This is a genomic window from Verrucomicrobium sp. BvORR106 (genome assembly GCF_000739655.1).
Lineage (GTDB): Bacteria > Verrucomicrobiota > Verrucomicrobiia > Verrucomicrobiales > Verrucomicrobiaceae > Verrucomicrobium.
Window position 1 is genome coordinate 1 of sequence record NZ_BATR01000061.1, and the last position, 12,676, is coordinate 12,676.

At 60.3% G+C, this 12,676-nt stretch carries 11 protein-coding genes; 8 read left to right on the forward strand and 3 right to left on the reverse strand.

Translation table 11 applies throughout. From position 1 onward, the window contains the following. The 6 genes from BV106_RS09645 to BV106_RS09670 form a co-directional block, all read left to right on the forward strand. On the forward strand, positions 1–446 hold a 446-nt coding region (locus BV106_RS09645), incomplete at its 5' end, for a hypothetical protein (protein WP_038163900.1). Beyond that, positions 443–2,857: a hypothetical protein gene (locus BV106_RS09650; RefSeq protein ID WP_038163902.1), complete on the forward strand. Its 2,415-nt coding sequence runs from the start codon at positions 443–445 to the stop codon at positions 2,855–2,857. The genes BV106_RS09645 and BV106_RS09650, both read left to right, overlap by 4 nt. A 23-nt stretch (positions 2,858–2,880) precedes the next feature. After that, positions 2,881–4,587 carry a DUF4175 family protein gene (locus tag BV106_RS09655; protein WP_038163904.1) on the forward strand — a complete coding sequence of 569 codons (1,707 nt, stop codon included), beginning with the start codon at positions 2,881–2,883 and terminating at the stop codon, positions 4,585–4,587. Positions 4,588–4,643: 56 nt separating this feature from the next. Continuing rightward, entirely contained in the window at positions 4,644–7,256 is a 2,613-nt protein-coding gene (locus BV106_RS09660; RefSeq protein WP_038163907.1) for a hypothetical protein, read from the forward strand. 13 nt (positions 7,257–7,269) lie between these two features. Continuing rightward, entirely contained in the window at positions 7,270–8,076 is an 807-nt protein-coding gene (locus tag BV106_RS09665; protein WP_038163909.1) for a hypothetical protein, read from the forward strand. 230 nt (positions 8,077–8,306) lie between these two features. Continuing rightward, positions 8,307–9,104, forward strand: a complete 798-nt coding sequence (locus BV106_RS09670) for a hypothetical protein (protein ID WP_265595496.1) — start codon at positions 8,307–8,309, stop codon at positions 9,102–9,104. Positions 9,105–9,244: 140 nt separating this feature from the next. On the opposite strand, the gene BV106_RS09675 is transcribed toward BV106_RS09670, so the two are convergent. The 3 genes from BV106_RS09675 to BV106_RS09685 form a co-directional block, all read right to left on the reverse strand. Beyond that, entirely contained in the window at positions 9,245–9,766 is a 522-nt protein-coding gene (locus BV106_RS09675) for a hypothetical protein (RefSeq protein ID WP_038163913.1), read from the reverse strand. Between the two features lie 42 nt (positions 9,767–9,808). Further along, on the reverse strand, positions 9,809–10,066 hold the full coding sequence (locus tag BV106_RS09680; protein ID WP_038163915.1) for a GlsB/YeaQ/YmgE family stress response membrane protein: 258 nt from the start codon (positions 10,064–10,066) through the stop codon (positions 9,809–9,811). 275 nt (positions 10,067–10,341) lie between these two features. Then, positions 10,342–11,163: a shikimate 5-dehydrogenase gene (locus BV106_RS09685; RefSeq protein ID WP_038163918.1), complete on the reverse strand. Its 822-nt coding sequence runs from the start codon at positions 11,161–11,163 to the stop codon at positions 10,342–10,344. A gap of 326 nt (positions 11,164–11,489) precedes the next feature. Between BV106_RS09685 and BV106_RS09690 the strand changes: the two genes are divergently transcribed. After that, on the forward strand, positions 11,490–11,963 hold the full coding sequence (locus BV106_RS09690) for a hypothetical protein (protein ID WP_038163920.1): 474 nt from the start codon (positions 11,490–11,492) through the stop codon (positions 11,961–11,963). Between the two features lie 233 nt (positions 11,964–12,196). After that, a complete protein-coding gene (locus tag BV106_RS09695) occupies positions 12,197–12,622 on the forward strand; it encodes a hypothetical protein (RefSeq protein ID WP_265595497.1) in 426 nt (141 codons plus the stop codon). The last annotated feature ends 54 nt before the right edge of the window (positions 12,623–12,676 follow it).

The window sequence follows — 12,676 nt, forward strand, 5'->3', positions numbered from 1 at the left end:
GGAAGAACGAGTCACGTCTGGTGCTGGTGCCCGGGGACACTTTCCGCAAGCCCGTCGCCGCAGAGTGGGATGGCAAGGAGTTCGCCGTGCAGGGGCCTGGTTTCCACGAACCGCGGTCCGCCGGGCGGGTGGTATCGGACGACAGCGGGGCCTTCCTCCGCTTCGCCGGCACGGACCGCGCGGGAGCTTATCGGGTGACCGTGGCAGGTGAGCCGGCGGCGATGTTCGCCGTGCAGATGGCGGCGCAGGAGTCGGATCTGCGGCTGGTGGACCAGGAGAAGATCAAGACGGCACTCACCGTCACGCGGGCCCCTGGTGCGCTGGTGCCTGCCACACAGCTGGTGGTGAAGCAGGAGTTCTGGACCCCGCTGATGTGGCTGGTGGGGGCCTTTTTCCTGATTGAAGCCTTTTTTGCCCATCGCCTCAGCCGGGCCCGATCAGCATGAGTTTCCCGTCCCCCAGTTTTGACTTTGCCCTGGCCGCAACTGCTCCGCAGTGGACGTTGGGGTTCGAGGGCATATCACCCGGGCTGGCTGCCGGATTCTTCCTGGTGCTGTCCGTGGCTTGCATCTGGGCCTATGCTCGCTGGTCAACGGGGGTGGGCACGGGACGGCGCGTGGCCATGGTGATGCTGCGCGTGCTGGCGGCGCTGGTGCTCTGTCTGCTGCTGGCGCGCCCGGTGCTGCGGCTTTCTTTGAAGGAGCGGGTGCGGCAGCCCCTGCTGGTGCTGGTGGATTCCTCAGAGAGCATGCAGTTCCCTGATCAACGCCAGCAACGGGAGGATCTGCAACGGGCGGCCATCGCCACGGGCATGGCCTCGCCTGAAGGCGGTCTGGGACAGAGTTTGCCACCGAGTGCCGCCACGGAACTGGGTGAGGTGAGCCGTTGGGACCTGCTGCAGAAACTGGCGGCCAATGACCGCCTCGCGCTCTGGAACCGTCTTTCCGAGCAGGCGGATCTCCAGTTCTACCAGTTCGGCCGCAGTGCCTTCGCCCCCGCGCAGCCGCCTGCGATGGAGGAGGGGCGGCTGAGCACAGGCGAGGCGTCGGCTTTCTTCAGCCGGCTCAAACCGCTGGAGCAGGCCACGGCCATTGGCGAGTCCCTTCGGCAGGTGTTGCAGGAACCGCGGGCCCAGGCCCCGGTGGGCGTGCTCCTGCTGACGGATGGCGGAAACAACACCGGCACCTCGGCCATTGAGGCCTCGCAGATCGCCCTGGAGCAGAAGGTGCCCTTGTTCATCTACGGGCTGGGCGTGACCTCGCCACTGGATCTGCTGGTGAAGGAAGTGCATGCGCAGAAGCTCGCTTTTGCCGGGGAACGCACCGAGGTGAAGGCGCACGTGCTTTCCCAAAGCCTGCCAGAGCAGCGGGTGGTGGCCGTGCTGAAGGCCAACGGCGAGACGGTGGATGAACAGGAGCTCACGCTGGGCGGTGACCGGGATGTGGAAGTGGTGTTCCACTTCATCCCCCGCACCGCGGGCGAGCTGAAGCTGGAGGTGTCCGTGCCGCTCCTGCCCGGTGAGGCGGGGAAGGGGAACAACGTGGCGGCCAACACGATGCGGGTGACGGACACGAAATTCCAGGTGCTGCTCATCGAGCAGGAGCCGCGATGGGATTTCCGTTATCTCCTCGATTACCTGCAGCGCGATCCGCGTCTGGAGGTGAAGTGCGTCATGATCGACGGCGAACCCGGCCTGGAGCAGGCACCGGGGTCGCCCTTCCTCCCCAAGCTGCCGGAGGATCGTGAAACGTTCTTCAAATCTCACGTGATCATCCTGGGCGATGTGAATCCGGAATCACTGGGGCAGCAGCGCATGGAGATCATTGCCGAGTGGGTGGAGGCAGGGGGCGGCATCATTTTCCTGACGGGCTCAAATCACAACCCAAGGTCCTATGTGGGGACGCCCCTGGAACCTTTACTGCCGGTGGTGCCGGACACCGTGTCGCCGCGGGAGTGGGTGAGGCAGCGTGCGGCGGAGCCTTTCAAGCTGGAGCTTACCCGCCCGGGGCGGGAGTCGGCCTACCTGCAGATGGATCCCAACCCTGAGGTGAGCCAGGAGATCTGGAGCCGCTTCCCCGGGGTGCGGTGGACGGCACCGGTGTCCCGCGTGAAGACTGGAGCGGAAGTGTTATTGGTAGATACCCGGCCGGATCGCGAGGGCCGCTACGGACAGTTACCGGTGTTTGCCATGCAGGGCTACGGTGCGGGCCGGAGTGTGTACTTCGGGACCGATGAAACTTACCGCTGGCGGAGCCGCACGGGGGAGAAGTACTACTCTGTGCTCTGGGGCCAGATCATGCAGACGCTTTCCCTGCAACTGCTGGAGGGGGCCTCCCCGCTCACGCAGTTGAAGAGCGACCGCAAGCAGTACGTGGTGGGCGACCGGGTGGTGATCAGCGGCAATGCCTACACGGAAGGTTTCAGCCCGCTCATTCAGCCCTCTCTGGACGGGATGCTGAAGGTGGAAGGGGCGGAGGGGCAGCAGCCCTTCAGCCTGCATGCCACGGAGCGGAATGCCTTCCGCGGTGACTTTGTCGCAGAGAAGCCCGGACTCTACACCTATGTGACGCAGCGGGATCCAGATGGCATTGTTAGTTTCGAGGTGTTGGATGCCCGCTTGGAGCAGTCTCAAACTGCGCTGAATGACAAGCTGCTAAAGGCGATGGCGGATGCGGGTGGCGGGAAGTTCTTCCGTGAGGAGGATCTGCACACGCTGCCGGATCTGGTGGGGTCGCGTGCCGCCACGGTGACGTCCTTCAAAAAGCTGGACCTCTACCACTCAGGCTGGTTCCTCACGGCGCTGCTGGCGTTTCTGTTTGGAGAATGGCTGCTGCGACGTCTGAGCCGCCTCAAGTAATATTTGAATGCTGTCCTTTCCGAATGAGCACTGAAACCGCACCGCAACGACCCACTGCTGCCAGCAGGCCTGAGCTGCCCGTGGCCATCGGTCGCATGCTGGACCGCGTGCGCTGGCGGGAGGCCGGGCTGCAGGCGGCGGTGGGGCCGCTGTTGGTGCTGGCGGTCCTCGTGTTGCTCTGGGTGATCCAAGCTTGCCTGGACCGGCATCTGGATTTCTCGCTGCCGGTGCGTCGCTTGTTGATGGGGCTGGAGGTGGTGGCAGCGGTTGTTACTCTTTATTTCCTCGCCCTGCGTCCGCTGATGCGTTTGCGCTCCCGACGGCAGGCAGCGCAGTTGGTGGAGGGGCTGCGCCCGCAGTTCCGCTCAGCGTTGATCTCCGCGGTGGAGCTGACCTCACCACAGGCGCAGGTGGAGACCGCGCCGCAGTCCCGGGCACTGGTGGCGCATCTGTTGACCGATGTGTCTGAAGAGGTCGGGCGCTCCGATTTGGCTGCGGACCTGTTTCGTGCCGATCGGGTGAGGCGGTGGACGTGGATCTTACTGGCAATTCTGGTCGTGGCTGGCGGGCTCTGGCTGACGCAGCGGCCTCTCTCCACGCTGCTGGTGCAGCGGCTGTTCCTCTCCAGCGTCGCGCTGCCGGGTGACACGACCGTGGTGTCACTTACCGGGGACCTGCGTCTGGATCCGGGTATGGATGCGCGTCTAAGCGCCCGGGCGGAAGGACGGATCCCGCAGATGGGACGGCTCGTGGTAACCTATCCCGGTGGCCAGCAGGATGTGGTGGAAGTGACGCCTTCTGCCGAAGATGCCGCCGTCTTCACGCATACGGTCAAAAATGTGCGGGGTTCGTTTCAGTATCGTTTTGAGCTGAATGACGGCGTCGGTCCAGAGCATCGGGTGAGGGTGGTCATTCCACCCGCGCTGAAGGAGATCCGCTTCACCCAGATCTATCCAGGCTACACCGGACTGCCGGAGACGCGCATGGCGCCCTCGGCTCTGCGGCTGTTGCATGGTTCCAAGCTGCGCATCGAGGCGGTGGCGACTCTGCCTCTGGACTCGGCGGTTCTTGAAATAACGGGCGGAGAATCACGTCCGCTGGCCGTGACGGGTGAGGATCGGGCTGCCATGACGCTGGAGCTGCCGGTGCCGGCCCGTGGCTGGACGGGGCTGAGCCTGCACCTCAAGAGTGCGGATGGCACTCCGTCCGTGAATGACCCGGTGTACCGGATCGAGATCGCCACCGACCAGCCGCCGATGGTGGCGCTGCTTCAGCCGAAGAAGGACCGCCTCAGCTTGTTGCCCCGGGACAAGGTGCCGCTGGCGTTTCGTGTGACAGATGACTACGGCTTGAAGGGTCTCGTGCTGCAGTATCGCATTTTCCGACCGGGGTTGAGTGAACTGAGCGAGGCCACGGAGAAGGGCAGCGTGGGCATCGAGTTCCCTGCCGGTGAGAAGACCTTCGTTCACAAGATGGAATGGGACCTCGGCCGGGTGGTGCCGCCGCTCACCGCAGGCTGCCGCGTGACCTGCTGGATCGAGGCGGAGGACAATAACACAGTCACGGGGCCTTCCGTTGCGAAGAGCCTCGAGAAGCTCATCGACATCGTGACCGAAGAACAAAAGCGCCTGGAGCTGCTGGAACTCTTGGGTGAGCGTGCCCGCGCCATTGAGAAGCTCTATGACATGCAGCGGGCCACCAATGAGAAGACGGACCAGTCCATCCGCTAGAGAGCGCCCGTAGAAAAGTCGCCTGCCGCCACGTATTTATCCCCACCCTGAACGCCATGAAACCGCATCCCGCCCTGGCCACTGCGTTCGTCCTGCCCTGCTGCCTCACGGGCACCTTGCTGGCGCAGACCACCCTGCCGCCCCGCACGGCTGCCTACCAGCACAGCGTGTCCCAGGAGCAACTGCGACTGGAAACGCGGAGACAGGAGGTGGAGATGCTGGAGGTGCTGGGGGAACTGGGGCAGTACCAGTTTACCAAGACGGAGCACGGCGAACTCAAGGACGTGCTCGGGCAGCTGGACGGCGTGGCGGAGAAGAACATGCCTGAGGTGGTGCGCCTTTTGCGGGAGGCCAGCCGCCAGGATCAAGTGGACCAGACCAAGGCCCGCCTGGTCACTGCCAGCACGGGACAGAAGACCATCCAGGCTCAACTGCGCGCCATGGCGGATCGTCTGTTGCTTCAGCGCGATGAAGCCACCCTGCGGGAGCGGTTGCGGGCGCTGGCCCTGCGGCAGAAGACCAATCAGCGTGAAACGGAGCGGTTGGCGAAGCAGAATCATCGTCCTGAAGAGCTGCCCGCAGAACAAAGTGGGGCGCTGGCCCTGGCGAAATCCGAGCAGACCGGACTGCAGGAGGAGCTGCGTCTCATGAAGGAGTCGCTGGACCGTCTGGCCAATCATGCGAGCCCTTCACGGGATGCTTTCCGTGAGGCGCTCAACACGGCCAAGGGACGGGGGCTGGAGAATCTGCCCCGCGAAGCGGTGGAGAAGCTTCAGCGCAATCTCAACGAGGCCGCCCACGCGGAGGACCGCATTCATGAAGGGCTCATGGCAGTGATGGAGAACCTGGATGCGCGCAAGCCCAAGGAGCAGCAGTTGCAGGAGCTGGCGAAGGACCTGCGCCAGATGGCGGCCCAGCAGGAACGTCTTGCCCAATCCACTCCTCAAGCCAAGACGGCCGACCAACAGAGTTTGAAGAAGGAGCAGGAAAAGCTCTCTGACCAGATGGAGCTGGCTAGAGAGGCGCTTGAGAAGCTCGACCAACAAGCGGTGAGCGAGGCGCGAAAGATCGAGGAAACTTCCAATCAGCTTTCCGAGAAGCTGGACACCCAGGATCTGTTGTCCAAGGCCGACAAGGTGGCGGAAGTGGCAGACACCCAGCAGGCACTCGCGGACAAGCTGGAGGCCCTGGCTGAGAATCTCACCGCGCAGGCGAAACAGATTGCTGAGAACGATGCCTCGCAGCCGGAGCGTCAGGCCCGGGCTCTGGCGGAGAAACTCCAGGATCTGGCCAAACAACAAGACAACCTCGCCAAAGAAACGGCGGAGGCCACCGGAGCCAAACAGGAAGAGCTGAAGAAGCAGCAGGACCAGCTCGCGGCTCAGGTGGAGTCCGCGCAAAAAGCGATCGAAAATCTGAGCCCCGAAGCTGGCCAGAAGACGCAAGAAGCCGCCAAGGAATCCAACCGGGTTGAGGAAATGCTCGGGCAGCAAAGTTTCCTTGATACCCCGGAGAACAAGCCGCAGGTGGCAGACGCCCAGAAGAAAGTGTCGGAGCAATTGCAATCGGCCAGCAAGGCGCTGCAGGACAAGGCGCAAGCGCTGGCCGAAGCCCGCGCCCAGCAGCCGGATGCCGCGCAGATGGCAGAGCAGGCCGCGGCGGCAGCGGAGAAGCTGAAATCGCTGGCCCAGCAGCAGGAGCAACTGGCGGAGGCGGCGGAGGAAGCAGCTGGCGCAGAGGCCCAGGCAGATCTGCAACAGAAGCAGGCCGCGTTGTCGGAACAGATCCAGCAGGCTCAGGCGGAAGCGGCCCAGCTCAATCAAACGGCAGGGGCCAAGACGGCCGAGGCGGCCAAAGGTTCGCAGTCAGCCTCTGAGCAACTCAAACAGCAAAACATGCTGGCTCAGGCAGACCAGAAGGCGAAGCTTGGCGAAACGCAGCAGCAGGTGGCGGATCAACTCAACGCTGCCGGTGAGCAGTTGCAGGCGCAGGCTGAAGCGATGCTCCAGTCCCAGCAGGATGCTGCCCAGCAAGCCCTGGCCGCTGCGGTGAATGAGGTGATGAATGCCCGCAGTCAGGTGCAGCTCGCCCAGCGGCAGATGGAGCAGGGGACGGCTGCGGAGCAGGTGCAGGAGCGGCTCGGAAAAGCGGCGGAGGCTTTCGACAAGGCGAACCAGATGGCCGCGGCTCTGGCCAGCCCGGTGCCCAAGGCCGTGGGTGAGGCGCTGCAAGAGGGCAAGGAGAATGCCGGTGAAGCCAAAGCAGGACTGGACAAGAACACTCCGCAAGCCCTGCCCGCTGAGAAGGTGGCAGAGAAGACCGCAGAGGCGCTGCAAAACGCGGATCAGGCTCTGGCCGGACTGCAAGAGGCCGCCGCCCAATTGGCAGCGCAACAGGCGGTGGAAGATCAAAAGATGGCCCAGAACGCTGCCAAGCCGGGCCAGCAGCAGGGCAAGAACCAGCCGTCATCCTCCAAGAATGCGAACTCGCGGGGTGAGTTCATGGAAAGCAGGTCAGAGGTGTCGGATTTCTCTGCGATCTCGAAGCTGCGCGGTGGCCAGCGGGATGCCCTGGACCTGCTTAAGCAGGAAAAGGTCTCTCCCGAGTACGAGGCTCTGGTCCAGCAATACATTCGCAATCTGGCAGACGGCCAGGTGCCCACGCCCTGACGGGAGAGTCTTGATGAAACAACTTCTGCGCCACCTTTCCATCCTCTTCATGCTGGGCTGCTGTGTCGTCGCCAGGGCGGCAGAGGAGGATGAGATCCTCTTTGGCAGCAAGGAGAAGGATGCCGCTGGGCTGATTGCGATCATCTACGACCTGAAACAGACGCAGGCCCGCCAGCCGTCCAACGTCTCTGCAGGCGAGTACCCTGACGTCATCAAAGAATTCCTGCAGAAGGGCTGGGATGAACAGGTGCTCAACCGGTTCTTCCGCATCACCCGGCCGCTCTACTCCACTCAGATTTTCATTCCGCGCATCTCCGCCAATGTCGCGCCCAAGGCCTATGGCGTGGACAATGTGATGCGCCCCTCCGCCTGGGTCATTCATTACAAGGGCCAGGTCTCGCCCCCTGAGGACGGCACCTATCGTTTTGTTGGCTATGCCGATGATGTGCTGGCGGTGGCCGTGAACGGCAAGACGGTGTGCATTGGCGCCCGGCCAGACATGGAGATGAAGAGCGTCTGGAAATCCCCTGAGCCCTTGGAGGGGGCGGATGCCTTCAATGGCAATCTCGTGTATGGCGACTGGATCCCGATGAAGAAAGACGAGCCCGTCGATCTGGATGTGCTGGTGGGTGAGCGTCCCGGCGGTGAGTTCGGCGCCTTCCTGCTCTTCCAGAAACAGGGCGAGACCTATGGCAAGGACCGCCACGGCAAGCTCGTGCTCCCGGTGTTCCAACTCGCCCGACAGCCGATCCCTGGCAAGGACGACGGGAGGTCACCGCCTTTCCAGAAGTCGGACCTGCTGTGGAAGCAGCATCGGTAGGGGGGGAAAGACATTAATTAACCACAGAGGCACAGAGAACACAGAGACTGATTTTTTTGACAGAATTAACGGAATTAACAAAATTGAGTTTCCTGTTACGAACGCAGGTGAAAACACTCCTCACAGGAAGCTGAACCCTAATTCCGTAAATTTTGTTAATTCTGTCTAAACCTCAGTTTCATTCCTCTGCGTTCTCTGTGCCTCTGTGGTTTAACCGAAATTGCCGCCACATGAATCGCGCCCTTCTCCTCATCTTTATTTCCTTAATGCCCCTGGCCGTGCCGGCGGTTGTCGCGCAGGAGCTGGGGCCGGCGGCGTTTGGTTCTTCTGAAAAGACAGATGGGGCGATGATCGGCATTTTCTACGATCTGAAGCAGACTCAGAAGCGGGAGAACCTGCCCAATGACTATCTGAGAACCCTGGGCGAGTTCCTCGACAGCGGATGGGATGAGAACGTCTTGAGTCGTTTTTTCCGCGGCACCAAGCCGGTCTATGCCACCGAGGTGTTGATCCCCACGATGAAGGCTGCGGCAGCTCCGCAGGCGTTCCATCTGGAGAACGTGGTACGGCCTTCTAGCTGGTTCGTGATCTACAAGGGGCAGGTATCACCGCCTGAGGATGGCACCTATCGCTTTGTGGGCGTGGCCGATGACGTGCTGGCGGTGGGGGTGAATGGGCGCACAGTGCTGGTCTCGCACTTCAGCGGGATGACGGATCACAGTCACTGGGTGGAACCATCGCCCAAGGAGCGGATTCCCTGCTGGGCCGGCGTCATGAAGCGAGGCGACTGGTTTGAATGCAAAAAGGACCAGATCATTGATCTCGACATCCTCGTCGGTGAATTCCCTGGCAATCTCTTCGGCGCCTGGCTCCTCATTGAAAAGAAAGGAGAGACCTATCCGGTCGTCAAAGACTCCGGCGGGAAACCCATTCTCCCCCTCTTCCAAGTCAAAGCCCGTCCAGACAACGACAAGAAGAAGGACGTTCCCTTTAGCATCAACGACAAGCCCTGGACGTGTCACAGGTAGGCGATCCGGTTTTGGACTCAAAAGCTGTAAGACCAGCTTTTGCATGCCTGATCCCACGGTCACACGTAGGGAAAGTGCAATGAAATAAGTGCACAAAAAACCCGCAGCTCGGGCTGCGGGTTTTGCCAGCGAAAGGAGACTTACTTGCCGTCCCGATCGGCATCACCAGGCAGTGCTCGCTCCACCCTGTCCCACGCGGCTCGTGAGGCGTGCCTGGCTTTTTCCCAGGCGAGTCGGGACTTGCCTTTTACGGAATCCCAATTTCGTTCAAGGTCTGTTTCCGCCTCGTTGTACGAGGCATACTGGCCCGAGCGATAGCTTTCGTATCCGGTCCGGTAGGCCGGTCCCAGATCATCATAGGTGCTGTCGACATCCACGTAGTCCTCGTTTCGGTAGTTCTCATTCCAGTAGGCGTCTTCAACGGTGGGATCGACCGCTTCTGCGACGCCTTTGCCCGCGAGACCGCCTGCTACGGCACCAATTGCCCCGCCTACGATCACACCCACTGGGCCTCCAGCCGCGCCAATTGCGGCTCCAGCGGCGGCACCGCCTGCTGCACCGACTCCGGTGCCAACGGGATGGGCCCCAGGTTCACCCGTGATAGGGTCCTCGTTTCGGTCGCCTTCGGAAGGATTCTCTCTCTGTGGTTGTGATGTGCTCATGGGATTTTTTTGTTTGATGTTCGTGTTCAGTTTCTGATTGGGCTAAGCCACCCGGCGTCGGCCTGTCACCATCCGGTAGACGACCAGCAGCAAGACAGCCCCGATCACGGAGGCGATGAACCCCACCGGTTCACCTTCATTGTACCAGCCCAGGTTCCGGCCCAAGAAGCCGGCGACAAAGGCGCCTACGACGCCGATCACCATGGTGATGAAGATGCCGCCGGGGTCTTTTCCGGGCATCAGTAGCTTGGCGACAGCTCCTACGATAAGGCCGATGATCAACATCCAGATGAATGACATATTTTTAGGTGGTTGATTTTGAACGGGCTTGGGCCCAGTGCCATGAGATCGGCAAGTTATGGTGTCGCGCGCTTACATTATTTACGGATTGCGAAATTTTGATAAGCTCATCGAACCCGCGCTCTCGCCTCATGCGAGTCAGGTGCTGAGTGACCCCGTCCGACGCTTGCCTGCACTGTTGCACCGTTGAGCAGCAGGCGACGACATGCCTGTGTCCATGACCCAAAATCTGTGGTGACAGAACTGCTGGGGTCACTTGAAGTGCCCTGAGGGAACTATCCCTGCCGGGCAAAGGCCGCGGCTCTTGCAATGAGGGCAGGCTCTGGACGGATGCCGGTGTAGAGCACGAACTGCTCGACCGCCTGCAGGACAATGACATCCGCTCCCGAAATGCAGGGTTTGCCCAAACTGGTTGCCAGTTGGATCAACGGCGTTTCGGCGGGAATCGCGACCACATCAAACACGGCCTGTGCCGAGCGTACCTGTGGTTCGGTAAAGGCCAGTTGCCCTGCTTCAGTGCCGCCGGTCATGCCGATAGGCGTGACGTTGATCAGCAGGCCCGGGGTTTCATGCTTGAGCTCCTGCTTCCAGGCATAGCTGTATCGGGAGGCCAGCGCTTCTCCTGCGGATTGATTTCGCGCCACGATGGTGCCCTTGGTGAATCCCGCATCTCGCAAGGCGCAGGCGACGGCCTTGGCCATGCCTCCGCTCCCACGAAGAGCGAAATCCAAATAAGTCGGGATGGCGTGCGACTTCAAGAGCGAGAAAACCGCGGTGTAGTCGGTGTTGTAGCCTTTGAGTACCCCTGCAGTGTTGACGATTGTGTTCACCGACATGATGCCTGCGGCGGAAGGTTCCAGCCCGTCGAGGTATTCGATGCAATCTTCCTTGAAGGGCATGGAAACGGCGCAGCCGCGAATGCCCAGCGCCCGGATGCCAGTGATCGCCCCCGCGAGATTTCCCGTGGTGAAGGCCTTGTAAACAAAGTTCAGCCCCAGCTCGCGATAAAGGAAGTTGTGGAAGCGGGTGCCGAAGTTTCCCGGTCGCCCCGAGAGCGACATGCAAAGCTGGGTGTCTCTGTTGATGGAGGATTCCATGAGGAAACCAAATGATGCGGTTGAAAAGGTGAGTGGAGCCCTTCTATCGGATCCCTGATTACGAACACCACGGCCAATTGGGTGCACGTTTGCAAGTATCCAGGGGGCCGCGGAGCATAGCGGTTCATCTGGAATCTTAATCTGGAGCCGTGCCGTCACGAGTTCGAAAAACTATGATGGGGGGCAATTCCCAATGACAACTCCCCGGAGCGACACAATATGTCGACGGGCTGTCGTAATGCATCTGGCCGTGTCGCCTCGCTGTTTCTGGGAGGTGCGCTCAGCGGAGCTCTGCGAACGATGGCTCCAACAATTGGTCCTGTATTATGAGTGAGCGATCGAAGAGCACGCTATTTTTGGAATACGAAGGCAAGTTGGACCACGCTGCAGATGCTGTTCGGAGGGATCCCGAAAACAGGAAGTCCGTAGAGAATCTGCTTGGACTCTTGGAGTATTACGTTGGCCGTGCAATTCCAGGCGACTTCGAATTGGAGATGGAAGTGTATGGCGAGGCCAGATACTGGCTGGCAGAGGACAGGTGCCGCGATCAAGTATGGGCATGGATGCTGAAGATGGCAAGGGAGGCCAAAGGAGAGCAACAAGGTAGAATGTGCGTTAAGATCTTTGAATATCTTACTTTGCCCAATGTGGGGGTGGAGTGGATGACTTTGGTGTTCGACACTTGGTGCGATAATCGGCTGAAATGGATCTTGCCTGAAATTTACCGACACAAGCCTGAGCAGCTTTGTTGGGATATGCTGGCGGTCTCAAACGCTGTGGAGGCTAGAAATGGCAAATGAGAATACGTTGCGTGGTGGGTGGTGGCGTATCGGCTACCCATGCGGCACGCGGGTTCATTCGCGTAAAAAATTTAGGAGGGGCCCAATGTTGGTAATATCACAGACCCGCGCCAACACCTTGCCCAAGTCGTAGGGATGGTCAGATTAGAACCATGACCGAGAACCATGGTGTGCTGTGGCAAAGAGGAGAAGCAGGCCGTCGCATCTCATTCTAAACCAAATCCTTAGGAAGTATGAAGATGCTGAATAGACGTAGTTTCTTGTTACGGTTGATGTGCACGCTGCCCTCGCACAGTGTGTTTTGTGATGACGTGAAGGATCGTTCAAGCTATGTCAAGCTGTATGAGCAATGGGAGGCTGTGATTGAAAAGGCACATCGTGATGGTCGAAGCACCATCACGTTTGTGGATATGGATCTAAGGAAAAAGCTGGGCGAGGGGGCGTGGCTTGAAGCTCCCTTGCTCAAGAAGAAATTGGAGCACAATAGCTATGTGGTTTTCATTCTTGATGCCAGCCAGCAACTGGTCGCGTTCTCGAAACAACGTGGTGTGAATATTGAAGAAGGAGACCTTTCGGAAAAAGGTTTGAGTAGGTGGGGCGAAATCTTGGATGAGTGGATTGCCTTGAACAAGAGCAAGAATTCGAGTGGCGGCAAGTAGCGCCAGAAGACGGGCTATAGATGAATCTGCTGTGCGAAATTGCCGTGGAATCTT

Coding starts and splice junctions, on each gene's coding strand:
- BV106_RS09650 (WP_038163902.1), top strand. CDS start 443: ATGAGTTTCCCGTCCCCCAGTTTTGACTTTGCCCTGGCCGCAACTGCT.
- BV106_RS09655 (WP_038163904.1), top strand. CDS start 2,881: ATGAGCACTGAAACCGCACCGCAACGACCCACTGCTGCCAGCAGGCCT.
- BV106_RS09660 (WP_038163907.1), top strand. CDS start 4,644: ATGAAACCGCATCCCGCCCTGGCCACTGCGTTCGTCCTGCCCTGCTGC.
- BV106_RS09665 (WP_038163909.1), top strand. CDS start 7,270: ATGAAACAACTTCTGCGCCACCTTTCCATCCTCTTCATGCTGGGCTGC.
- BV106_RS09670 (WP_265595496.1), top strand. CDS start 8,307: ATGAATCGCGCCCTTCTCCTCATCTTTATTTCCTTAATGCCCCTGGCC.
- BV106_RS09675 (WP_038163913.1), bottom strand. CDS start 9,766: ATGAGCACATCACAACCACAGAGAGAGAATCCTTCCGAAGGCGACCGA.
- BV106_RS09680 (WP_038163915.1), bottom strand. CDS start 10,066: ATGTCATTCATCTGGATGTTGATCATCGGCCTTATCGTAGGAGCTGTC.
- BV106_RS09685 (WP_038163918.1), bottom strand. CDS start 11,163: ATGGAATCCTCCATCAACAGAGACACCCAGCTTTGCATGTCGCTCTCG.
- BV106_RS09690 (WP_038163920.1), top strand. CDS start 11,490: ATGAGTGAGCGATCGAAGAGCACGCTATTTTTGGAATACGAAGGCAAG.
- BV106_RS09695 (WP_265595497.1), top strand. CDS start 12,197: ATGAAGATGCTGAATAGACGTAGTTTCTTGTTACGGTTGATGTGCACG.